Origin of the sequence: Alicyclobacillus sp. ALC3, assembly GCF_028751195.1 — a bacterium.
Lineage (GTDB): Bacteria > Bacillota > Bacilli > Alicyclobacillales > Alicyclobacillaceae > Alicyclobacillus_L.
In genome coordinates, this window is record NZ_CP066784.1 from 4815131 (window position 1) to 4838154 (window position 23024).

The 23024-nt window shown below is 56.6% G+C and carries 21 protein-coding genes; 17 read left to right on the top strand and 4 right to left on the bottom strand.

Annotation, left to right across the window (positions count from 1 at the left end):
* Nucleotides 1-91 precede the first annotated feature (91 nt).
* Entirely contained in the window at nt 92-877 is a 786-nt protein-coding gene (locus JC200_RS22835; protein ID WP_274434027.1) for an endonuclease III domain-containing protein, read from the bottom strand.
* A 137-nt stretch (nt 878-1014) separates the two neighbouring features.
* Between JC200_RS22835 and JC200_RS22840 the strand changes: the two genes are divergently transcribed.
* Nucleotides 1015-1680: an Hsp20/alpha crystallin family protein gene (locus JC200_RS22840; protein WP_274434029.1), complete on the top strand. Its 666-nt coding sequence runs from the start codon at nt 1015-1017 to the stop codon at nt 1678-1680.
* Nucleotides 1681-1684: 4 nt separating this feature from the next.
* On the opposite strand, the gene JC200_RS22845 is transcribed toward JC200_RS22840, so the two are convergent.
* Together JC200_RS22845 and JC200_RS22850 are read right to left on the bottom strand one after the other, a co-directional pair.
* Complete coding sequence (locus JC200_RS22845) at nt 1685-2170, bottom strand: permease (RefSeq protein WP_274434030.1); 486 nt, start codon at nt 2168-2170, stop codon at nt 1685-1687.
* 33 nt (nt 2171-2203) lie between these two features.
* The gene (locus JC200_RS22850; protein ID WP_274434031.1) at nt 2204-3529 is read right to left on the bottom strand and encodes a glycosyl hydrolase family 18 protein; all 1326 of its coding nucleotides are present in this window, start codon (nt 3527-3529) and stop codon (nt 2204-2206) included.
* 207 nt (nt 3530-3736) lie between these two features.
* Here JC200_RS22850 and JC200_RS22855 point away from each other — a divergent pair, with 207 nt between their 5' ends.
* Complete coding sequence (locus tag JC200_RS22855) at nt 3737-4732, top strand: MBL fold metallo-hydrolase (protein WP_274434032.1); 996 nt, start codon at nt 3737-3739, stop codon at nt 4730-4732.
* A gap of 1 nt (nt 4733) precedes the next feature.
* Here JC200_RS22855 and JC200_RS22860 read toward each other — a convergent pair whose 3' ends face one another.
* On the bottom strand, nt 4734-5402 hold the full coding sequence (locus tag JC200_RS22860) for a molybdenum cofactor biosynthesis protein (protein WP_274434033.1): 669 nt from the start codon (nt 5400-5402) through the stop codon (nt 4734-4736).
* A 192-nt stretch (nt 5403-5594) separates the two neighbouring features.
* Here JC200_RS22860 and moaC point away from each other — a divergent pair, with 192 nt between their 5' ends.
* The 15 genes from moaC to JC200_RS22935 all read left to right on the top strand — a co-directional run bounded on the left by moaC (nt 5595) and on the right by JC200_RS22935 (nt 22895).
* Entirely contained in the window at nt 5595-6098 is a 504-nt protein-coding gene (gene moaC / locus JC200_RS22865; protein ID WP_274434034.1) for a cyclic pyranopterin monophosphate synthase MoaC, read from the top strand.
* Nucleotides 6099-6169: 71 nt separating this feature from the next.
* Nucleotides 6170-7906, top strand: a complete 1737-nt coding sequence (locus tag JC200_RS22870; RefSeq protein ID WP_274434035.1) for a sigma 54-interacting transcriptional regulator — start codon at nt 6170-6172, stop codon at nt 7904-7906.
* Nucleotides 7907-8158: 252 nt separating this feature from the next.
* The gene (locus JC200_RS22875) at nt 8159-9259 is read left to right on the top strand and encodes a Leu/Phe/Val dehydrogenase (protein WP_274434036.1); all 1101 of its coding nucleotides are present in this window, start codon (nt 8159-8161) and stop codon (nt 9257-9259) included.
* A gap of 46 nt (nt 9260-9305) precedes the next feature.
* Nucleotides 9306-10733: a dihydrolipoyl dehydrogenase gene (gene lpdA / locus JC200_RS22880; RefSeq protein WP_274434037.1), complete on the top strand. Its 1428-nt coding sequence runs from the start codon at nt 9306-9308 to the stop codon at nt 10731-10733.
* A 37-nt stretch (nt 10734-10770) separates the two neighbouring features.
* Nucleotides 10771-11775: a thiamine pyrophosphate-dependent dehydrogenase E1 component subunit alpha gene (locus tag JC200_RS22885; protein ID WP_274434038.1), complete on the top strand. Its 1005-nt coding sequence runs from the start codon at nt 10771-10773 to the stop codon at nt 11773-11775.
* The gene (locus JC200_RS22890) at nt 11776-12759 is read left to right on the top strand and encodes an alpha-ketoacid dehydrogenase subunit beta (protein ID WP_274434039.1); all 984 of its coding nucleotides are present in this window, start codon (nt 11776-11778) and stop codon (nt 12757-12759) included.
* Nucleotides 12760-12804: 45 nt separating this feature from the next.
* Nucleotides 12805-14127 carry a dihydrolipoamide acetyltransferase family protein gene (locus JC200_RS22895; protein WP_274434040.1) on the top strand — a complete coding sequence of 441 codons (1323 nt, stop codon included), beginning with the start codon at nt 12805-12807 and terminating at the stop codon, nt 14125-14127.
* 71 nt (nt 14128-14198) lie between these two features.
* Complete coding sequence (gene lipA, locus JC200_RS22900) at nt 14199-15164, top strand: lipoyl synthase (protein WP_274434041.1); 966 nt, start codon at nt 14199-14201, stop codon at nt 15162-15164.
* Complete coding sequence (lipB, locus tag JC200_RS22905; protein ID WP_274434042.1) at nt 15161-15889, top strand: lipoyl(octanoyl) transferase LipB; 729 nt, start codon at nt 15161-15163, stop codon at nt 15887-15889. The genes lipA and lipB overlap by 4 nt, the downstream gene beginning before the upstream one ends.
* Nucleotides 15886-17544, top strand: a complete 1659-nt coding sequence (locus JC200_RS22910; RefSeq protein WP_443111858.1) for an acyl-CoA mutase large subunit family protein — start codon at nt 15886-15888, stop codon at nt 17542-17544. The genes lipB and JC200_RS22910 overlap by 4 nt, the downstream gene beginning before the upstream one ends.
* A gap of 17 nt (nt 17545-17561) precedes the next feature.
* Nucleotides 17562-18422, top strand: coding sequence for a methylmalonyl-CoA epimerase (gene mce, locus JC200_RS22915; protein WP_274434043.1), 861 nt, complete (start codon nt 17562-17564; stop codon nt 18420-18422).
* Nucleotides 18422-19963, top strand: a complete 1542-nt coding sequence (locus tag JC200_RS22920; RefSeq protein ID WP_274434044.1) for an acyl-CoA carboxylase subunit beta — start codon at nt 18422-18424, stop codon at nt 19961-19963. The genes mce and JC200_RS22920 overlap by 1 nt, the downstream gene beginning before the upstream one ends.
* A 27-nt stretch (nt 19964-19990) precedes the next feature.
* A complete protein-coding gene (locus JC200_RS22925; protein WP_274434045.1) occupies nt 19991-21109 on the top strand; it encodes a M20/M25/M40 family metallo-hydrolase in 1119 nt (372 codons plus the stop codon).
* A complete protein-coding gene (locus tag JC200_RS22930) occupies nt 21109-21693 on the top strand; it encodes an NUDIX hydrolase (protein WP_274434046.1) in 585 nt (194 codons plus the stop codon). The genes JC200_RS22925 and JC200_RS22930 overlap by 1 nt, the downstream gene beginning before the upstream one ends.
* Nucleotides 21690-22895, top strand: a complete 1206-nt coding sequence (locus tag JC200_RS22935; protein WP_274434047.1) for an endonuclease Q family protein — start codon at nt 21690-21692, stop codon at nt 22893-22895. Before JC200_RS22930 ends, JC200_RS22935 begins: the two co-directional genes overlap by 4 nt.
* Nucleotides 22896-23024: the final 129 nt, after the last annotated feature.

The following is a 23024-nucleotide window of genomic DNA, read 5'->3' on the forward strand; positions in this document are numbered from 1 at the left end:
GGGACTGGTTCGGAAACGATTCACCCGTGATCTAACTTTCCCGCGCTCAATCACGGCCACTATAAGAGTGACAATCCCAGGCTGTCCAGCTTCATGTCTCCTCGTCGTGATGATGGCGGTTGATGTTTTTCAGGTGAACACACTCAACCCGGAGTGGACACTCGCCGCACTTCGGTTGGGTTGGATTGCAAAACCGATGGCCAACCGCGTCGATCAAAGCGTGGTATTCATTGTAAAGCTGAACGTCCTGCGGCAGGTGTTCCATAAACCAGCCGCGCAGCTCGTCGTACGAGATGTCTTCTGGTACCAGACCGAGGCGATGAAAGATGCGCTTTGTGTATGTGTCAATCACAAACGATGGCAACTTGGCTGCGTACAGCAGAATGTCGTCAGCTGTTTCAGGACCGATCCCGTAAATATTGAGCAACTCTTTACGCAATTTGTCGAGTGGCTGGCTGAGCATGACGCTAAGGCTGTTGTGGTGCGTTTCCGCCAAATGATCGGCGAATGCTTTCAATTTCCTTGCCTTGGTTCGGTAAAAGCGCGTCGACCGAATACATCCCTCAATCTCTTCGAGTTCTGCTTGACGCAACTGGGAGAACGATAACAGTTCTGCTTCAGCTAAGTTATGCAGCGCTTTTTCTGTATTGGCCCAAGAGACGTTTTGGACCAAGATGGCTCCGATTACAACTTCCTCACCAGTGTCAGCGGGCCACCAGTAGCGAGGTCCAATTTGATCGAACATGCGCTGGTAAACACGCAGCAGGTGGTCAGTGATTGTCTGACTGGACAGTTCGTGGAGTTTGTGCTGGTTCGGGCCGATGCTGCCTTGGAAAATTGCGGTGGATCGAAGATTGTGCTGTTCCATAGCGTTCATTGTACCACCACGTTAGTGGCTGTAAAGATGTGTAGCGTGGCAGGTCTCCCTCGGTATTTCTAGATAAATCCATGTCGCGGTGTCCTCGACGGAGCGCTTTGCATAGAATGGGTGCGAACAACAAAGAGGTGTCGGCGATGAATAGAAATAACCGAGGTTTTTTCGACACGATGAACAACCTTCAACAGATGGGCGAGCACATGAGTAAGATGTTTGGCGGTGACTTTTCTCGGCAGTGGATGAACGGGTTTGGACCATCGCAGGGGCGGCCGTCCGCGAGCCAATTTCAAGGCAGAACGTCAGGCTCGGGGCCTGCACAACCTCTGAACGGGTGGTCAGGGGGCGGGTTCCCGCAGGGAGGGTCCGGTATGCCGGATTGGTTGCACAGTATGCCTGGGCTCGACGGGATCACGAACTTCCTTGGGGCTGGGGCTGGGGCTGGGACTGCCGGCTCTGCTGGCTCTTTCCCGCCTGTAGACGTTTATGAGACAGACCGCGAGGTATTTGTCATTTGCGACGTTCCGGGGATAGAACGTCCATCCGGTATCCGCGTGTCCGTCGAGACCGACCGGGTGGTGCTGCGTGGAGAAATCAAAAACCACCAGGGCAACAGGTCAGGCGTGGCGGCGTCGCTGTCCGAGCGCCGCACTGGAGCGTTCGAACGTGTGGTTGACTTGCCCGCAGCAGTGGACCGCACTAAGTCGCGGGCGGTTTACAAAGACGGGCAGTTGGAACTGCGACTGCCCAAACTGCGTGGGTCCCAAGGCGAGAGCGGGCGGTCCGTACAGGTCGACTTCTTGTGATCCGTCAGCCGTACCACAGATTGACCAACACCCCGCCGATGACGGCTAAAACAAACGAAACGCCTGCACGCACGAGTGTAAAACGCAACCCTAGGAACGGAACTTCAGCTGGCAGTCTGGACAGTGAAAGCAACTGCCAACTTGTGAGGAATGCAAACATGGCTCCAGGTCCAGCACCCTCGGCAAACAACCCTGCGACTAACGGATACGCAGCCCAGCGTGAACCCGTACCAGCGAGGCCGAGGGTCGCTCCGAGTAAGATGCCTGGCAGTCCTGACTCTTTGCCTAACAAACGTGCGACTGCCGCAGGTTGAAATACTTGCGCGATTAAACCGGCGGCGAACATCGAGACGATCATCCACGGCAGTGCTTGACCAAACATTTCCGTACTCAACTCGAGACCTGCACCAGCTCTTGTCGGGTGCATGAGTCCGAGGACCACGTATCCGCACAAGGTCAGCACTGCCATTGACAACAACACGCGGTCCACGCAGCCACCTCCTCGTCGCTCGCTAGGTATTCCTCATGAAATTGACTGCCGCAGCGCGTTTACAACAGTCGACCAAATGTGCGCATTGGACAGAGACAGAGACCAAACCGCAACGCCGGCGAGTCCGTTACTGGAGACGAGGTTGAGTTTATCTGTCCAGGTGCGAGGACCAGGATACCAAACCTCCTCGTACCCTGTGGAAAGGGGATAACGAGCATAGTACACGCCAAGCTGTGCGTTCCACGTGCCCGTCGAGTGATGCGACGCGAGAATGCCGGGAACGGCGGAGTCAGCAAGCGCTTGGCTGCTTACGCTTCCATCCGGGTAAACGTGCCAGAACTGTGTGTAGGACGGAAGCCCGAGAATCAATTGGTCTGCCGGCACGCCCGTGTCAAGCAGGTCATTTACAGCTCGCGTCACCCAAGGCACATCGGCGACGGGCCCTGGGACCGAGTCACCACTCCAGTGTTCGTCGTAGGCCATCAGGACCACATAATTAGCGGCGGCAGCTAGACCAGCGTGAAAGTAGGCAGCATTGTCCTGCAACGGCACGATGTCTGGTGTGATGTCAACAGATAGAACAGCGTGCTCTTTCGCCAACGCCTGATGAAGCGCTTGAACAAATTGAGTAAAAGCCGCCTGGTCAGAGGAGTAGAGGTTCTCAAAGTCGATGTTCACACCATCCAAATGGTCCGTTCGCACGGCCGCCGCGACCGCTTGCACGGCTTGGGCGCGGGCCGCTTGATTGGTGAGTAGAGCGTGCGTCAAAGTCGCGCTGTACTGGTTGTCAAACATCGCCCACACTGCGATGTGGTGCTGATGGGCGTACTTGATTACGGCAGGGTTGGAGTAGTTTTTGACGATCCCGGTGGGCGACCACAGCTGCAGCCATTCTGGACTCACGACATTTATCCCTGGATTGCCGTTGATCGTCTGAATGGAGGACTGGGTGGACTCGTCTGGTAACCAGCCGAGTTCTACGTGATGTGATTTGGCCTGCCATTTGGCAAGCGATGTCATGAGACTGCCCTGTGCAGACACCGCTGGCAGATTCGGGCCGGCTGGTGCAGGCAGTTCTGAAGTTAGCATGGCCAGCGGGTCTGAGATCGGCAGACGGAACACCTTGGCCAACGCAACCGGCAGCGACATCCCCCTTTGTGTTTGGGTCAACTGATAGTGGCTTGTCCCAACCAGTTCGCTGACGACTGTCGCAGACAGCGACGAGGCTTGAGACTGGGCGGCGCGCTGCCAGTTGCCTCCGCCGTAGAGAAGAAACAGGCTGGACAAGCAAGCTGCCATAATCCCGAACGCGACCAGTGCCATTGAGATCCATCGAGTAACGTCCTGTTTCCTTGGCATTGCAGTGGGCCTCCCGTCCGGGGCAAGTGTGTGTCCCTGGCTTGCTTACAGTCTCAAGTCTATGAACGGACGCGAGAGTTTAGAAGAGTCGTGAGAGAACGGAAGCGTTGTGAACGCAGAGGTAGCACGGTATCATAGGTCAGGAGAGTGACTGCAGGCGTTGGCAGCAGAGACTGTACGAGTATGGCTAGAGAGGTTGGTGGTCACATGACCGTGCAGAAGAAGACGGAAATTCACAGGTTGGAACTGCCAACGAGGCTACCCATTGGCACCGTCAACGCCTATCTGGTGCGCGCCGGGGGAGCACAGGTGCTCGTCGACTCGGGAATTCACACGGAGGAATGCCGCAATCTGCTTGCAGAGCAGTTGACCAGACTTGGCGTTCATCCACATGACATCGACGCGCTGGTATTGACACACGGTCACGTCGACCACACGGGATCGACCCAGTGGTTTCGCAATTACGGTGTGAAAGTGTACGCTCACCCTGGGGTTGCTAACTGGTTGGACCCGGACGGCGACTGGGCGCGCTATCGGCGAGCCTTCGACAAACAATTTTTTCGCCAGATGGGTATGTCAGTGGAGGACATTGTCTATGCGGAGCGGATGCTCAATTTTTTGGCTCAGTTGACCGACCGGTCGGTTGTTGATGTGCCGCTCTTGCCTGGCCAAGCGTTTGAACAGTTGCCAGGCTTTTCTGTTCTCTATGTCCCAGGTCACGCTCAGGCAGCGGTGGCGCTGTGGAATGAGCAGACGGGAGAATTTATCGGCGGCGACCAGGTGTTGCCACGTATCTCGTCGAACGCGGTAATCGAGCCGCAGGCAGGGGCTCCCGTCGGGAGCGAAGCTGTGCGCACACGTAGTCTCATCCAGTATCGGGAAAACTTGCAGTTTCTACAGTCGTTGCCGATTGAAACGGTGTACCCTGGACATGGTGACCCATTTCAGGGCGCCAACAGTTTAATTGCCAGCCGGTTAATCGAACAAGAACGGCGTCGCAATGAACTCAAGGACCTACTCAAAAGCCTCGGTAAGTCGTCGGCGTATGCGCTCGCAGTTGCGTACTTCCCGGAACGAACTGACCAAGCACCGCTCATTCTGTCGGAAGTTGTGGGGTATCTCGACTGGATGGAGTCGCTTGGGGCCGCCGTCAGTCACCCGGATGGCGATGGCGTCCTGCGTTGGCAGGTGGCAGGAGAATGACTCACGGGGTCTCCTGCCAGGTGGTCTCACCGTCCGCGTAAAACTCCTTCTTCCAAATCGGCACTTCTTTTTTCAGTCGCTCAATTAATGTTCTCGCTGCTTGAAATGCGGCGTCTCGATGCGGGGAAGCGGCAGCGCAAAGTACGGCAATGTCGGTCGGGAACAGTTGCCCAATGCGATGCCACTGCAGTGTGCGAACACCGGGCCACTCGGCCTGAACTTCTGCCTCGATTTTTTGCATTTGCGCAAGTGCCATATCGAGATATGCTTCGTATTCTAGGTACAGCGACTGGCGACCACGTGTCCATTCACGCACGGTGCCGGAAAACAGAACCGTACCTCCAAACGCCGGGTCAGCGAGTTCCAACAGAGCTTCCGCGGGCTCGAGTGGCTCGGTCGTGATGCGGCAGGATGGGTATGGACTGCCGCCGCTGACTGGTGGAATCAGGGCAACTTCGTCGCTGGCCGAAATCAGTTGTCCGTCCTCTACGTACCTCCGGTTAATCGCAACCAACGCGCGCCGCACACTATCGACGTTGTCGGGAAAGCGTTCTTCGACGACAGCCTTAAGTGCCTCCACCGAGATCGTTTCGCTCTGAATATCGACCGTGATGGCCGACGACCCAGCACGTTCGGCCAACCCAGCGAATAGTTTAATGGTTAGTTTCACCATGCCACCCCCTGTCCCCATAGTAGCTTCTGTGGGTAGGGGGGACAAGCAGAGCCCCTGACTTTTCGCTGTAGGGGAGTTCTGGCTAAAGAACAAAAGTGAAGAACTGCAATGACCAATGGTAAAGTGGACATAGGTGAAGAGTACGTGCCAAATCAGCAGAGGTGAGGGGAGATCCCTACGGAACCAGCAGTGAATCGTGAAGATGCCAAATTTACTCACTTTGACGACGATGGGCGTCCAAGAATGGTCGACGTATCCGAAAAGCTAGACACAGAGCGGGTAGCAGTCGCCTCTGCGCACGTGCGTATGCAGCCAGAGACAAGGCAGCGCATTCTGGACAAAGCATTCGCAAAGGGTGACGTCCTTGCAACAGCTGAGTTGTCGGGCATCATGGGGGCAAAGCGCACTTCTGATCTGATCCCGCTGTGTCACCCCATCATGTTGACGAATGTTAAAGTTCGTTGCGAGTTTTTGTCCGAGACAGTGCTTGGGATTGAAGCTACGGTCGGTACGACTTATAAAACCGGAGTCGAGATGGAGGCGCTGACTGCATGCAGTGTGGCCGCACTGACGGTCTACGACATGTGCAAGGCGGTAGACCGCAGTATGGTGATTGAGTCTGTCCGACTCGAGTACAAGGCAGGCGGAAAAAGCGGGGTGTTTCACCGTAACGAGTCAATGGCTGACAAGTGAAGGAGGCACGATGACCCGGGTCTAGTCTGCCCCTACTGATGCTACAATGGGCAAGAGAGGGGAGACGCTAGGTGTTTAGAGTGATGGTCGTAGGGGCAGGACGAGGCGGCCGCCAGGTCATGGAGGCGACCGTAGACCACCGGGACATTCACGTGGTCGGAGTTGTCGATAAGTCGTCCACCGCTCCAGGGGTCACCTTCGCCCGACAGCGCGGCATTGCGGTCCACACGGATGTGGCTGCAGCCATCACCGCCATGCACAACCATGAAGTCGACGTCGTTCTGGAAGCGACAGGCGACGATTCTGTATACGAACACCTACGCACCTCAGCTCCACCAGGCATCGTCGTGATTGCTGGAGATGCGTTGAAATTCTTCATGCTGTTCCTCGCTGACACGACAGAAGCCACGAATCTACGCGAAGTGCAAACGCTTCTTGAAGCGATTATCAACAGCACCCAGGACGCAATCACTGTCGTCGATAAAACTGGTGTACAAATTCTGATCAACCCCGCGTATACGCGATTGACAGGGATGGCTCCTGAGCAAGTCATCGGTAACCCTGCGGACGTAGACATCGCAGAAGGCGATAGTATGCACATGAAGGTACTGAGAACGCGGGAGCCTGTGAAAAACGTGCAGATGAAGGTGGGGCCGTATCGGCGTGAGGTGGTCGTCGATGTCGCGCCAATTTTAGTCGGAGACGAACTGCGCGGGAGCGTAGGTGTGCTTCACGACATCTCTGAAATCAAACACTTGACGGAGGAACTTGCGCGAGCCAACCAGTTGCTGAGAACTCTACAGGCCAAGTACAGCTTCTCAGACATTGTCGGGAGAAGTCCGGCAATGGTCGTAGCCATTGACCAAGCCAGGCGGGCGGCTCAGACGCCAGCGACCGTACTGCTGCGCGGCGAATCTGGCACTGGCAAAGAGCTATTTGCCCATGCTATTCACAATGAGAGCGCACGTCGAAACGGGCCGTTTGTGCGTGTGAGTTGTGCAGCACTGTCTGACAGCTTGTTGGAGAGCGAGCTGTTTGGATATGAAGAGGGCGCTTTTACGGGGGCCAAACGCGGCGGACGACGAGGTCTGTTTGAGGAGGCTTCGGGTGGGACATTGTTTCTCGACGAGGTCGGCGAGATGAATGTGACGACACAGGCCAAGTTGCTTCGAACCATCCAAGAGCGGGAAGTGGTCCGAGTTGGAGGCACGCATCCGATCCCGGTCGATGTACGCCTTATCACCGCCACTCACGTCAACTTGGAACAAGCTGTGGCTGCTGGACGGTTTCGTGAAGACCTGTACTACAGACTGAACGTGATTCCAATCGTCATTCCACCCTTACGCTACCGCAAAGAGGACATCCCTAGTATCGCGACGCAAATTTTACTTCGACACAACCAAGCATACGGCCGCAACGTAACACGAATGAGCGATGCCGCTGTGGAGACGTTGTCGGCTTACGACTGGCCGGGGAACGTCCGTGAACTCGAGAATGTCATCGGGCGCGCGATGATCAACATTAGCTACCGCGACCAGGTTCTTGAAGCTTACCATTTACCTGTGTTTGTGCAGACTCAGCCCGAAGCTGCGGCACTGCCGAAAGCGAAGGGCAGGCTCGAACTGATGTTATTGAATTTGGATAAATCGGTACGCCCCCTCGAAGAAGTCGTGCGAGATGCGGAGCACCATGCCATTATTCAAGCTCTCTCAGTGTGCGGTGGAAACAAGACTGAGACGGCCCGCAGACTGGGTATTTCCGTTCGGTCGTTGTACTACAAGCTGGGGCAGATGCCTGTCAAGGATTGAGGAGTCGGGGTTGGCTGGAAAGCGCTTGCATGCATTTTTTTGCGTGGCATGCAATAATGTGCACGCAGGTCTTGTCACAGCGGCCCTTCAGTCGGCTTCGTTGGCCCCCCGTGTGCAGACATCGCGGGTTTTTCACTGTGGCACGAATTTTGCTTCCTTACGTATGTCGCACAGGATACTGTGAGACCCTTGCTGTGACTTTGTCGCGATTGCCCGGGTTATGCAGCGGGGCCGAATGAGGAGGCAGACACCATGGAACTGTTTCACTACCTAGAGACTTATGACTACGAACAAGTTGTGTTTTGTCACGACCAGGCATCAGGACTGAAAGCCATCATCGCGATTCACGACACAACCCTCGGCCCGGCGCTAGGCGGTTGCCGCATGTGGTCGTATGCGAGCGAAGAAGAGGCATTGACAGACGCCTTGCGGCTCGCCCGGGGCATGACGTACAAGGCAGCAGCAGCGGGACTTAACCTCGGCGGCGGCAAGACGGTCGTTGTCGGAAACGCAAAGACAGACAAAACGGAAGCTCTGTTCCGATCGTTAGGACGTTATATACAGGGACTTGGCGGTCGCTACATTACAGCAGAGGACGTCGGGACCGACGTTCACGACATGGACATCATTCATCAAGAAACAGACTACGTGACCGGTATTTCCAAGACGTACGGCTCAAGTGGAAATCCGAGTCCGATGACAGCTCTCGGTGTATTTCGCGGCATGCTCGCGACTGCTAAGGTTGCGCTCGGAACGGATGACCTGTCAGGAAAGACCATCGCTATTCAAGGCTTAGGAAGTGTCGGATACGAACTGGCTGAACACCTGCACCACGTCGGTGCGCAACTCATCGTTTCAGATATCAATGATGAAGTGTTGCGGCGGGCTGCAGAAGAACTGAACGCGAAAGTGGTCGCCCCTTCGGACATTCTCTCTGTCCAATGCGACATTCTCGCTCCGTGTGCGCTGGGTGCGGTCGTCAACGACCAGTCAATCGCGCACTTGCGTTGTCAAGCCATCGCGGGCTCTGCCAACAACCAACTTGCAGAAGAACGACATGGCGACGCGTTGCACGAAATGGGGATATTGTACGCCCCAGATTACGTGATTAACTCGGGTGGGTTGATTAACGTCGCAGACGAACTAGAAGGGTATCAAGTCGAACGGGCCCGCGCGAAAGTGGAAGGCATTTATGACATCATGCTGCGCTTATATGAAACATCAAGCCGGGACAACCTGCCGACCCATTTGGCAGCGAACCGCATGGCACAGGCGCGCATTGACCAGCTGCGAGCTGTGCGCAGTACCTACTTGGAACAGGCGAAGAACGCACCGCGCAGGACGCATCACTAAACGTGGGCTAACCTGACAGAGTACAAGTGGAGAGGAAGGTGATGGAGTGCCGAACCAAGACCTCGACCTAGTGGTGCTCGGCGGTGGTACTGGCGGTTACGTGGCCGCAATACGCGCCGCACAGCTCGGTCTAAAGACTGTCGTGGTTGAACGTGACCGACTCGGAGGCACTTGTTTGCACCGAGGCTGCATCCCCAGCAAGGCTCTTTTGAAAAGTGCTCAAGTGTTGAACACAGTCAAACACGCTGCTGACTTCGGAGTCGCTGTCTCCGCTCCTGAGTTCAACCTTGAAGTTGCAATAGCTCGTAAGGACCAAGTGGTCTCGACACTTCACAAAGGCGTTCAGTTTCTCATGAAGAAGCACGGCATTGAAGTTTTGCAGGGAACTGGGCGAGTGATGGGACCTTCTATCTTCTCGCCGCAGGCGGGGGCGGTGTCTGTTGAACTCGCGGAAGGGGACCCGATAATCCTATCGCCGCGGTTCACTTTGATTGCGACAGGGTCACGACCAAAGCCCCTCGCAGGGTTGCCGTTTGACGGAAAACACGTGGTCTCGAGCGACGACGCCCTGCAACTGCAAACTCCGCCGAAGTCTGCCATCGTCGTTGGGGGCGGAGCCATTGGAGTGGAGTGGGCATCGATGTGGAGTGATTTCGGGGTCGATGTGACCATTGTCGAGTACATGCCACGTCTAGTGCCGGGAGAAGACCCGGACGTATCAGCGGAATTGGCAAGACTGTTCAAGAAACGCAAAGTGAATGTACTGACAGGGGCAGCCGTGATCGCCAATACGTACGCGGAAACCGAAGACGGGGTCTGCTTAGAGGTGGAGACGGAGCGCGGACGCGAGCGACTCTTGGCAGAACTCGTGTTGGTGGCAGTGGGACGAGTCGCAAATGTCGAGGATATCGGGCTTGAAGCCACCGATGTCAAGCTTACGAACGGAGTCATTGCTGTAGATCAGAGTTACAAGACCGCAGAGAACAGCATTTACGCCATCGGCGACGTGATTGGTGGACTGCAGCTTGCTCACGTCGCCGCGCATGAAGGGATTCACGCGGTCGAGGGCATGGCAGGCCGCCCGGCAGCGCACCTAGACACGCTACTCATCCCGCGCTGCACGTACTGCCGACCTGAGGTGGCCAGTGTCGGTCTCACGGAAACTGCGGCAATAGAGGCTGGACGTCAGGTCAAAACAGGGAAATTCAGCTTCAAGGGCAACGGTAAGGCGTTGGTTGAGGGCGAAGCCGACGGTTTTGTTAAAATCATTGCAGATGCAGAGACAGCAGACGTAATCGGGGTCCATATTATCGGCCCACACGCGACAGACCTCATCTCAGAGGCAGGTTTGTCGTTAGTGATGAACGCTGCTCCGTGGGAAATTGGCAGGACAATCCACCCACATCCCACACTTTCTGAAGCGATCGGCGAAGCTGCACTGGCGGTTGACGGCAGTGCCATACACGGGGGGTGAACAGCACGTGACGAATTCCGAGGGGAGGAACGCCACGATGACAGAGACACCGCGTCACCGTTTATATGGGTTGACGGATGAGCAAGTGGTCGAAATGTACCGCTACATGGTGTTGGCAAGAAAAGTGGATGAGCGGATGTGGTTGCTGAACCGGTCCGGCAAGATTCCGTTTGTGATCTCTTGCCAAGGTCAAGAGGGAGCGCAGGCTGGCGCTGCCTTTGCGCTAGATCAGGATAAGGATTACATTGCCCCTTACTATCGAGACCTGTGCATGGTCTTGGCGTACGGTCATACGGCGCGTACAGAACTCTTAGCAGCATTCGGCAAGCCAGAAGACCCGAACAGCGGGGGCAGACAAATGCCAGGGCATTACGGCGACCGGTCCCGTCGAATCCTCACAGGGTCAAGTCCTGTCTCCACGCAAATCCCACATGCCGTTGGGATTGCACTTGCAAGCAAAATGCGTGGTGAAGACGGCGTGGCGTACGTGTCCTTTGGCGAAGGCAGCAGCAACCAGGGCGACTTTCACGAAGCTGCGAATTTCGCAGGTGTGCACAAGTTGCCTGTCATCTTCTTCTGTGAAAACAATCGCTATGCCATCTCCGTACCGGAAGGCAAACAACTCGGCTGCATCAACGTCGCCGACCGCGCCATTGGCTACGGATTTGAAGGCGTGGTTGTGGACGGCATGGAGCCGCTCGAAGTCTACCGCGTGATGAAAGAGGCTGTCGAGAAAGCTAGGGCAGGCGGCGGACCGACCCTTGTAGAAGCCAAAACCTACCGACTGGTTCCACACTCCAGTGATGACGACGACCGCGCCTACCGCTCGCGCGAAGAGGTTGAAGAGGCGCGACGGACGGATTCGCTGGTGCGCATGAAGGCGTACTTGCTCGAAAACGGGGTCCTGAGCGAAGCCGAGGAAGCTGACTTGGTCGCGGCAATTCAGGAAGATGTGAACGAAGCGACTCGGTATGCCGAACAGGCGGCTTCCGCAGACCCAGGAACGCTGTTCGACCACGTCTACGCCCAGGAGGTGCTCTAAATGCCCGTTCGTCAGTACATTGAGGCAATCCACGACGGTTTGTCCGCTGAGATGGCAGCAGATGATCGGGTCTTCGTCCTTGGCGAAGACGTTGGTGTGCGCGGTGGTGTGTTCCGAGTAACGTCCGGGCTGTTCGAACAGTTCGGTGAAGCTCGCGTGGTGGATACACCACTGGCTGAGTCGGCGATTGTTGGCGTAGCCATCGGGGCGGCGGCGGTGGGGATGCGCCCGGTCGCAGAAATCCAGTTCGCAGATTTCATTTTGCCAGCCATGAACCAGATTGTCTCGGAAGCGGCAAAAATGCGCTATCGTTCCAATGGTGACTGGTCTTGTCCGCTGGTCGTCCGCGCCCCCTACGGTGGCGGCATCCACGGCGCGCTGTATCACTCGCAAAGTGTCGAGGCGCTGTTTGCCCATGTCCCAGGTCTGAAGATCGCCACGCCTGCCACGCCTGCAGACGCCAAAGGCATGTTGCGCGCAGCCATCCGTGATCCTGACCCTGTGCTGTTTTTTGAGCACAAAAAACTCTACCGTTTGCTGAAGGAAGACGTGCCAGACGAAGACTATATTGTACCGCTCGGGAAAGCTGCCGTCCGTCGTCAAGGCGACGACATCACCGTCATTTCATACGGCTATGTGCTGCACCTTGTGCTTGAAGCTGCCGACCGACTGGCAACGGAGGGCATCTCCACTGAAGTTCTGGACTTGCGCACGCTTCGCCCCCTGGACGAAGAAGCCATTTTGGCTGCAGCTCGCAAGACCGGCAAAGTACTGATCGTACACGAGGACAACAAGGTGGCAGGCGTCGGCGCTGAAGTCTCAGCGATGATTGCGGAGAAGGCGCTGTTTGACCTGGACGCACCGATTGCACGGCTGGCTGGACCGGAAGTCCCGGCAATGCCATTTGCTCCTCCGCTCGAACGAGCTTATCTGCTCGACATTGACAAAGTCACAAATGCAATGCGCGAACTGGCACGGTTCTAAGCTTCTGATCAACGGACCCGCGTCGACAGCAAAGGAGTGACACACTTGCCAGACGTTAAAATGCCACAACTAGGTGAGAGCGTGACCGAAGGAACAGTCGGTCAGTGGTTCAAGAAGATCGGTGATCCGGTCGCACAGTATGAGCCCCTGCTCGAGGTAGTCACGGATAAAGTGACAGCAGAGGTGCCTTCAGACTTTGACGGGATACTTCAGGAAATTTGCGTAGCAGAAGGGGATACGGTGTCTGTTGGCACGGTTTTGTGTCGCCTTGCCACTACATCGGACGCGACCCCGCCTGTTCCGAATGTCTCGGGACAAGGCCAATCATCGGAATCCGAAGCCGCCAAGAGCGATACCAACGTTCAACAGTCTGGTGCGGAGCGCGCGGCGCCGTCGGCCCCTGCACCAAGACCGAGTGGTCGCTTCTCACCCGCGGTATTGTCCCTTGCACAGGAGCACGATGTCGACCTAGCTGACGTAGCCGGAAGTGGTGAAGGCGGCCGCATCACGCGCAAAGATGTGCTTGTATACTTAGAACACAGACAAAGCCACCCAGCGGCTGCAACAGAAGTCAAGGCGGATACCGCTCGCGGGGTTCAAAGCCCTCTGCCGACGAGACCGCCAGCTCCGAATACCAGCCGGTCAGAGCGCAAAACGGAGTCGCCGGACGCCGACGTCGAAGTCGTGGAAGCCACAGCGATTCGCAAGATCATCGCGCGGCGCATGGTCGACAGCAAGCACGACGCACCGCACGCGTGGACCATGGTCGAAGCAGACGTAACGCGTCTTGCCCAATTTCGCGACGCAACGAAGGTAGACTTCAAGCGCCGCGAGGGAGTGGACTTAACTTATTTGCCGTTTTTCATCAAAGCGGCTGTCGAGGCGCTAAAGCGCTTCCCTGAGGTCAACGCATCGTGGGTAGACGGGCAAATTCACTTTAAAAAGAGAATCCACATTTCCATCGCGGTTGCCACCGACGCCGGTCTTGCTGTGCCTGTGATTCACGACGCGGACAACCTCAGCATCGCGGGGCTGGCGCACAGAATCAACGAGCTAGCGGCGAAAGCGCGATCCGGGAGACTCACTGTCGACGACGTACAAGGTGGTACTTTTACAGTCAACAACACAGGGGCGTTCGGTTCGGTTTTATCGCAACCGATTATCAATGCGCCACAAGCAGCCATTTTGTCTTGTGAGAGCATCGTCAAGCGCCCAGTCGTCGTCAACGATGCAATCGCAATCCGAAGCATGGTGAACCTCTGCATGTCACTGGACCACAGGGTGCTGGACGGATGGGTTGCAGGGCAGTTTCTTCAAGCGGTCCGTGAACGGTTGTGTTCGTTCGGCGCGGAAACTGTACTATACTAGCCCACTGCAGTAAACTGAATGGAGTTTGACGAGGTCCCCGGCACAGCCGGGCCAACCGCGGAGGTGGCACAGTGACGGAATCCAAACTCGCTGAAAAGCAGCGCCACAAGACAGAAGTTATGCGACAACAGGCGAAGGATCGGCCGGAGTGGCTGAAAATCCATATTTCTTCCGGACCGAACTTCCGGGATCTAAAGAAAATCATGCGGACTGGCGCACTACACACCGTCTGTGAAGAGGCGCGTTGCCCGAATATCTACGAGTGCTGGGAACAGCGTACGGCAACGTTCATGATTCTCGGTGACGTCTGTACGAGGGCGTGTCGGTTCTGCGCCGTGACGAGTGGTAAACCTACGGAACTCGACTGGGCAGAACCCAAGCGGGTCGCAGAAGCGGTTGAAAGGATGGGCCTGGAGCACGTTGTCGTGACGAGTGTGGCGCGCGACGACCTATCTGACGGGGGCGCCGCAGTATTTGCTGCCACCATTCGTGCAATCCGTGAACTCGTTCCTGGATGTGGTGTGGAAGTTCTGATTCCTGACTTTCTCGGAAACTGGGATGCGTTGCAAAGTGTCCTCGATGCGTCGCCTGATATCTTGAACCATAACATTGAAACGGTGCGGCGACTTTCTGACCGCGTGCGCTCAAGGGCGAAGTACGACCGTACTCTGGAGCTCCTGCGCCGTGCGAAGGCTTCACGACCTGATATCCGGACAAAGTCGAGCATCATGGTCGGTGTCGGCGAAAGCGAAGCTGAACTCCTGGAAACGATGGATGACCTGAGAGTCGCTGGTGTTGACATTTTAACGATTGGGCAGTACCTTCAACCGACCAAAACACACTTATTGGTCGAGAAATTCTACACGCCAACAGAGTTTTTAAAGTTGCGCGGGGAAGGACTGCGCCGCGGTTTCGCCCACGTGGAAGCAGGGCCTTTGGTGCGCAGTTCGTACCACGCTCGTGACCAGGTTGAGCGCGCGAACGGACTCCCACTTCAGTCTGCCCGACAAGCGGGTGTCGAGGCGACGCAGGAATGACGTCGCCTCGAACACGTCCGACACTCACACAGGTGCGTGCCGTCTCCTTGGGCCGTACGGCGTACGACGACGCACTCGCGACTCAGCAAGGGCGCGCGAGCGCTCTCCTTGACATGCACGATGAACAGCAGACAGTGTACGCCGTGGAGCATCCACCTACGCTGACGATCGGGAAGAGCGGCTCGGAAGCGAACATTCTCGCATCGCCTGAACGGTTGGCAGAACTCGGGATGGTCATACGCCATATTGATCGTGGCGGAGACGTCACCTACCATGGGCCCGGCCAAGTTGTCATGTACCCGGTGCTGCACCTTGAGCCGTGGGGCAATGGAATTCGGCGGTACGTGGAGATGCTCGAGGAGACCGCAATTGAAGCTGCTGCCACTGCAGGTATTGAGGCGCGCCGCGCCGACGGCTACCCGGGCGTTTGGGTCAAAAACGCAAAAATCTGCGCGATTGGTGTGCGCGCGAGGCGACGCGCCACTGGCGAGTTTGTGACGACACACGGGATCGCATTCAACGTCACGACAAACTTGGCCCACTTTGATACGATTGTACCGTGTGGATTACACGATAAAGGCGTGACGTCCGTCGCACAGGAACTAGGCCCCAATGCGGCGCCGTCCTTTGCAGACTGGGAGCAGCGCCTTTTTGCTGCGTTTGGGCGCGTATTTGAAGTTGATCTAATCGAACAGGGGTCTCCACTAGAGGAGGGTACTGTGTGACACTCCACGACAGGTATCAGGCATGGCAAGCGAATGTGGAGAACGCCGTCGCCAAGCGGGCAGAACGTAAATCGGAGTTTGTTAACCACTCCGACGTGCCCGTTGAGCGCCTGTACGTCCCAACCGCCGCCGTGACGGATGAGGATTTCTACATAGAACAACTCGGCTTTCCGGGTGAATTCCCATACACGCGGGGGATTCAACCGACGATGTACCGAGGTCGTTACTGGACGATGCGCCAGTATGCTGGGTTCGGGTCTGCGGAGGAGACAAATGCGCGTTTTCGGTACCTGCTCTCTCAGGGTCAAACCGGGCTAAGCACAGCTTTTGACTTGCCGACACAAATCGGCTACGACGCCGATGACCCGTTTGCGCGTGGGGAAGTAGGCAAAGTGGGCGTGTCAATTTCGTCACGTCTGGACATGGAAACGCTGTTTCACAAAATCCCCCTCGACCAAGTCAGCACGTCAATGACGATCAACGCACCGGCATCAGTGTTACTCGCCATGTACCTGGTAGTCGCTGAAAGCCAGGGGGTGCCTTGGACTCGTGTGAACGGGACGGTGCAGAACGACATACTGAAAGAGTATGTGGCTCGCGGGACGTACATTTTCCCGCCAAAACCGTCCATGCGGTTGATTACAGACATCTTCGACTTCTGCGCGCGTGACGTTCCAAACTGGAACACCATCTCCATTAGTGGTTACCATATCCGCGAAGCAGGTTCGACTGCGGTGCAAGAGGTGGCCTTTACGCTGTCGAACGCGATTGCCTACGTGCAGAGCGCAGTTGATGGAGGCCTTGCGGTTGACGACTTTGCACCCAGATTGTCATTTTTCTTTAACGCGCACAACGACTTTTTCGAGGAGATTGCCAAGTTTCGCGCAGCTAGGCGCATGTGGGCGCACATCATGAAAGAGCGCTTTGGCGCTAAAAATCCACGCTCGATGCAACTGCGGTTTCACACCCAAACCGGCGGGAGCACGCTGACAGCGCAGCAACCGGACAACAACATCGTGCGAGTGACCTTGCAGGCGTTGGCCGCTGTCCTCGGCGGCACGCAGAGTTTACATACTAACTCGCGTGACGAAGCTCTCGCGTTGCCTACGGAGGATTCGGCTCGCATCGCCCTGCGTACACAGCAGATTATCGCCTACGAGAGCGGCGTTGCAGACACTGTCGACCCGCTTGGGGGCAGCTACTACGTCGAGTCTCTGACAACCGCCATGGAAGAGCGCGCTTGGAAGTACATTGACTACATCGACCAACTTGGCGGCGCTGTAGCAGCCATTGAACAAGGGTACATGCAGCAGGAGATCCACAAAGCCGCATACGACTTGCAGCGCGCGATTGAACGCGGTGACGAGGTCGTCGTCGGTGTCAACAAATTCAAGGTTGATCACGAAGTTGAACCGGAACTTCTGCGTGTCAATCCACGGCTTGGAGAGGAACAAGCGCGGCGGCTGGCAAAGTTGCGCGAAGACCGCTCTGCGGCTGAATGTACTGCCGCACTCGAGAAACTGCGGTCAGCTGCAGGCGAGTCGACCAACCTGATGCCGTATATCATTGACGCGGTCCGCAAGTACGCCACAATTGGCGAGGTCAGCAATGTGTTGCGTTCTGTCTTTGGCGAATACCGCCCGCCGATCTTTTGATTAGGGAAGGTGACAAAGTGCCACAGCCGATTCGCGTTCTCATCGCAAAACCGGGGTTGGATGGCCACGACCGAGGGGCACTCGTGGTCGCGCAGGGCCTGCGGGATGAAGGCATGGAGGTCATTTACACAGGACTGCGACAAACCCCGGAACAAATTGTGGCGACCGCCATCCAAGAGGATGTTGCATGCATCGGCCTCTCAAGTCTGTCCGGAGCGCATTTAGCGTTGTTTCCGGAAGTGGTGCGATTGCTGCGTGATCAGCATGCAGAAGACATTTTAGTGATCGGCGGCGGCGTTGTTCCACAGGAAGACATTACGCTACTTAAAGAAGCAGGCGTGGCCGAGGTTTTCACACCAGGCTCGACGATTCACCAGATGGCCGAGTACATCCGTGAACACATCCGGCTGACGGGAGTGGACGATTGGCCCGATATCGCCGCGGTGACCCAACACGTAGACCATATTGGCGTGGCCGTGAAGTCAATTGAGGAAGCCTTGCCGTTTTACACAGGGGTCCTCGGACTGCAGGTTGTTCACCGCGAGGAGATTGCCGATCAAGGAGTCCGCGCTGCGTTTGTTCCGGTCGGGGACGTGGACATTGAACTCCTTGAACCCACTCGAGCCGACAGTCCAATTGCAAAGTTCATCGACACTCACGGGCCGGGCGTACACCACATTGCGTACGCCGTCGACGATGTAGCGGTTGCTCTGAAAGCCGCTGCAGCTGCGGGGTGTCGCTTGATAGACGAAAAACCTCGTCCTGGCGGGCAAGGCAAGCTCATCGGCTTCGTTCACCCGAAATCCACATATGGCGCGTTGACCGAGTTTTGCCAGAGGACGGGGACAGCCATTGATGTCGAAGGGGGCGAACTCTAATGGAGGATAGACTGTATGAACTCCAGGACCGACGCCGGAAAGTCGAACTCGGCGGCGGCGACCTGCGAATCTTGCAGCAACACGAAAAGGGAAAGTTAACTGCGCGTGAACGGGTTGAGGAACTCCTCGACGATGGCACGTTCCGCGAGTTGAACCCATTCTCCGCAACGCGCGCCAAGTACCCTGGACTGGATACGGTCGATGCGCCAGGTGAAGGCGTCGTGACGGGGTACGGCAAAGTGGATGGCCGAACCGTGTATGTATTTGCGCAAGACTTTACTGTGTATGGCGGAGCACTTGGCGAGGTACATGCACAAAAGGTCGCGAACGTCATGGATTTAGCGGCAAAAAACGGCGCGCCGATCATTGGACTTAACGACTCCGGGGGTGCGCGCATTCAGGAAGGCGTAGTGTCGCTTGACGGTTACGGCCACATCTTTTACCGCAATTCCATATACTCTGGCGTGATCCCGCAAATTTCCGTCATTCTCGGTCCCTGTGCGGGTGGCGCAGTCTATTCCCCGGCTATCACAGATTTCATTTTTATGGTTCAAGGGACAAGCCAAATGTTTATCACCGGGCCGAAAGTCATTGAAACAGTGACAGGTGAGCAGATTTCGAGTGACGACCTCGGTGGCGCGCGCGTCCAGGAGCGCGTGAGCGGCGTTGCGCACTTTGCCACAGACACGGAAGCAGAAGCGCTTGCAGGCGTCCGCCGCCTGTTGTCCTTCCTCCCATCATCGCAACGGGAAAAGCCTCCCTATCTGGCTTCGCCCGTTTCGGTCGAGCCCGACGAGGCACTGTTAGACATCGTGCCTGTCGATGGAACGAAAGTGTATGACGTCAAGGACGTCATCGCACGCCTCGTCGACGACGCTGACTTTCTCGAAGTCCAACCGATCTTTGCGCGCAATGCGGTCGTTGGGTTTGGCCGCATTGGCGGCTACGTGACAGGCATCGTTGCAAACCAGCCGAAATTTATGGCGGGCGGTCTGGACATCGACTCGTCTGACAAGATTGCGCGGTTTATTCGTTTCTGCGACTCCTTCAATATTCCGCTCATCACCTTGGAAGACGTAACCGGGTTTATCCCTGGCATCAAACAGGAACACGGCGGAATCATCCGTCACGGAGCAAAAATTCTTTACGCATACTCCGAGGCCACCGTACCCAAAATCACCGTCATCTTGCGAAAGGCGTACGGCGGCGCCTATGTTGCGCTGAACAGCAAAGCGATTGGAGCTGACTTGGTCTACGCGTGGCCTAATTCCGAAATTGCGGTGATGGGACCGGAAGGGGCAGCCAATATCATCTACGCAAAGGAAATTGCAAACCACCCAGACCCAGCCGCGGTGCGCGACCAGCGCATTGCAGAGTACCGCGATCAGTTCGCGAACCCCTACGTTGCGGCGGGTGCCGGCATGGTCGACGATATCATTGACCCTCGGGAGACGCGTCGAAAACTGTTTGAAGCGCTGGAGTTGCTGCAGGGCAAAGTGGAGTCACGGCCTGCGAAGAAACACGGCAACATACCACTGTAATCCTGCGACAAGGAGCGATAGCGGAAAATGGACCCATCGTATGTGTTGTCGACATTTCTTGACCTTGTGAAGATTTCAAGTCACTCGCTGAAGGAACACGATGTGGCTGCCTATTGCCGGGTGCGTTTGGAAGCACTCGGTTTTGTTGTCGAGGAAGACGACGCCGGCACGAAACTTGGTGGCACGACAGGGAACCTCCTTGCGACCCTGCCCGGCGACAATACCTTGCCGCCTGTGATGCTCGCGGCGCACATGGACACCGTCATCCCGGGAGAAGGGGTAAACCCGCGGGTAGACGCTGACGGAGTTGTCTGGAGCGACGGTACGACAGTGCTTGGTGCAGACGACAAAGCTGGCGTCACCGCGATTTTGACTGCAGTAAAAGACATCGTCGAACAGCAGTTGCCGCACGGTCCGTTGCAGGTCGTATTGACGATCGGTGAAGAAGTCGGACTGCAGGGAGCAAAGAATCTGGACCGTAGTCGTCTGCACGCACAGTACGGACTGTCACTTGATTCCGGTGGAGCACTCGGGACCCTTGTCGTGGCCGGACCTGCTCAAGTGCGCTGGGAAGCTGAATTTACTGGCAAGTCTGCGCATGCAGGTGTCGCGCCTGAACGCGGCGTCAGTGCGGTCAAGATGGCGGCTGCGGGTGTGTCGCAAATGCCACATGGGCGAATCGACGCAGAGACAACAGTCAACGTCAGCACATTTTTAGCCGACGGGCCGACCAACATTGTCACAGACCGCGTCCGCCTACTTGGCGAGGCGCGCAGTCGCAACGCTGAGAAACTGGAGCGGACGCTCAATCAGATTGAACAAGCGTTCACTGCCGCCGCCACAGCAGCCGGGGGCCAGGCCCGGTTTACGTCTACGAAGATGTACGATGGATTCCGCTTTTCGCCTGCAGACCCGGTTCGGGCCCGAGCGGAGCAGGCGCTCGCACAAGCCGGATTTACGGTTCACCCGATGGAAGGTGGAGGTGGGAGCGACGCCAATATGTACACCAGTTACGGCGTACCGACCATCAACATCGGCGTAGGGTACGAGGACATCCATTCCGTGACGGAACACATTCGCGTCGCAGACATTGAGGCCGCGGCACAAGTCGCCGTCGCGTTTTGCACGTTGGAAGGAGCCAGGTAATGGCGAATGACAAAGTTGCTAGACACGATGAGCCAACTCTGACATCCAAATTAGTCTACGAAGGTCATGTGGTCCGGCTTGAAGAGCACACGGTAGAGCTCCCGAATGGTCACACGGCCACGCGGGAGGTAGTGCGTCACAACGGCGCCGTCGCGGTTGTCGCAGAGTTGGCTGATGAACGCCTGGTACTTGTAGAACAGTTTCGCAAGGCTCCCGGCAAGCGCTTGCTGGAGTTGCCAGCCGGAAAGCTGGAGCCGGGGGAGTCTCCGGACATTTGTGCGCTCCGCGAACTGCGGGAGGAAACAGGCTATGTGACGGACCGAGTGAGACGACTGTATTCGTTTTACACAAGTCCGGGGTTTGCTGATGAGGTGATTTCGCTCTTCTACGCGACCGACTTGAGGGAAGGAGTCACCCAGCCCGACGAGGACGAATTTGTTGACATTCGCCTGTTCAGCAGAGCAGATGTGCAGACCGCCTTGGACGAGGGTGCCTTCGAAGATGCGAAGACACTGGTTGGTGTTTTGTGGTGGTTGTCAGTACCTGCGGCAGAGAAAGCCGAGAATGGCGATCGGGTCCTGTGAGTACACCGGATCCCGTTCCAGTGGGGGATTTCAAAGGCGGTCCGCTTTACGCTGATTTTCACATCCATATCGGACGGTCGCTGGGGCAACCGGTTAAGATGGCGGCGGCCCCATCCCTCACGCTCGATGCAGTGTTGCGGCACGCCCGCACCGCAAAGGGCCTCGACATCATCACCGTGATTGACGGTGTCTGCACAAATGTCCTCACAGAAGTACGACAGTTGATGGAGCAAGGTCTGCTCTCACAGCTTAGCGGCGGAGGACTGCGACACGAAAATGGGCTTACCGTCCTACTTGGCGCTGAGGTCGAGGTCGAAGGACCAGGACATGGAGCCGCTCACTTTGGAGCTTGGTTCGGCGACATGCTTGCTGCCGCAGAGTTTGCAGACTGGCTCGGCACAGTGCAGAAGAACCCTGCATTGTCTTCGCAGCGCGCGCGTGTCGCGGCTCAAGAACTTCAACACACTGTTAAACAGCACGCAGGTCTCTTTATTGTTCATCACGCTTTTACGCCCCACAAGGGCCTGTACGGAAGCTGCGTGACCCATATGGCCGACATGGTCAATCCCGACCTCGTTGACGCCCTTGAACTTGGCCTATCTGCTGATACGGACATGGCGGACTGTGTCTCAGAGCTCGCAAAAGTCAGCTTTATTACGAATTCGGACGCTCACTCACTACCGAAAATTGCACGCGAGTACAACGCGTTGAAACTGCAAAACGCGTCGTTTGAAGACGTAACCTTGGCCTTAGCAAGACAAAGTGGGCGGTCGGTGTCGGCAAATTACGGGTTGATACCTGCCCTTGGCAAATACCACAGAACGCGTTGTGCGGATTGTGGGGCACCTTGGCCCGAACAGGCAGAGGTGTGTGTCTGTGGTTCACGTCGGCATACCGTCGGCGTATTTGACCGATTGCGCGAGGTACAGGACCGCGATACACCAGTGCACCCCATGCATCGCCCCCGCTACGTTGCGCAGGTACCGTTGGAGTTCGTGCCGGGAGTCGGTCCCACCGCCATCAAACACCTGTTGGCAGCGTTCGGTACAGAGATGAATGTGTTGCACCGCACAAGTGTCGAAGACATCGCTTCTGTCGTCGGGCCGCGCTTGGCGAGTGCAATTGACGCCGCTCGGACAGGTCAGATGAGCATTGTCAGCGGCGGTGGCGGGGTCTACGGGTCCGTACGGCTGCAGTCATAGATTTGAACTAGAATTGCGTTGTTGCGCGTCTAATCCCTGTTCGCCTCTCATAGACTTGTCGTGTGGACAGCCAGTCGCCTCGATGTAGAGGCAGATCCAAAATCCGCCGACTTGGCTTACGGAGGCGAT

What these genes read in the sequence shown, in the direction of transcription:
- JC200_RS22835 (WP_274434027.1), bottom strand. Translation starts at nt 877, where the DNA reads ATGAACGCTATGGAACAGCACAATCTTCGATCCACCGCAATTTTCCAA.
- lipB (WP_274434042.1), top strand. Translation starts at nt 15,161, where the DNA reads ATGACGTCGCCTCGAACACGTCCGACACTCACACAGGTGCGTGCCGTC.
- JC200_RS22925 (WP_274434045.1), top strand. Translation starts at nt 19,991, where the DNA reads ATGGACCCATCGTATGTGTTGTCGACATTTCTTGACCTTGTGAAGATT.
- JC200_RS22890 (WP_274434039.1), top strand. Translation starts at nt 11,776, where the DNA reads ATGCCCGTTCGTCAGTACATTGAGGCAATCCACGACGGTTTGTCCGCT.
- JC200_RS22920 (WP_274434044.1), top strand. Translation starts at nt 18,422, where the DNA reads ATGGAGGATAGACTGTATGAACTCCAGGACCGACGCCGGAAAGTCGAA.
- JC200_RS22840 (WP_274434029.1), top strand. Translation starts at nt 1,015, where the DNA reads ATGAATAGAAATAACCGAGGTTTTTTCGACACGATGAACAACCTTCAA.
- JC200_RS22850 (WP_274434031.1), bottom strand. Translation starts at nt 3,529, where the DNA reads ATGCCAAGGAAACAGGACGTTACTCGATGGATCTCAATGGCACTGGTC.
- JC200_RS22855 (WP_274434032.1), top strand. Translation starts at nt 3,737, where the DNA reads ATGACCGTGCAGAAGAAGACGGAAATTCACAGGTTGGAACTGCCAACG.
- JC200_RS22930 (WP_274434046.1), top strand. Translation starts at nt 21,109, where the DNA reads ATGGCGAATGACAAAGTTGCTAGACACGATGAGCCAACTCTGACATCC.
- JC200_RS22875 (WP_274434036.1), top strand. Translation starts at nt 8,159, where the DNA reads ATGGAACTGTTTCACTACCTAGAGACTTATGACTACGAACAAGTTGTG.
- JC200_RS22885 (WP_274434038.1), top strand. Translation starts at nt 10,771, where the DNA reads ATGACAGAGACACCGCGTCACCGTTTATATGGGTTGACGGATGAGCAA.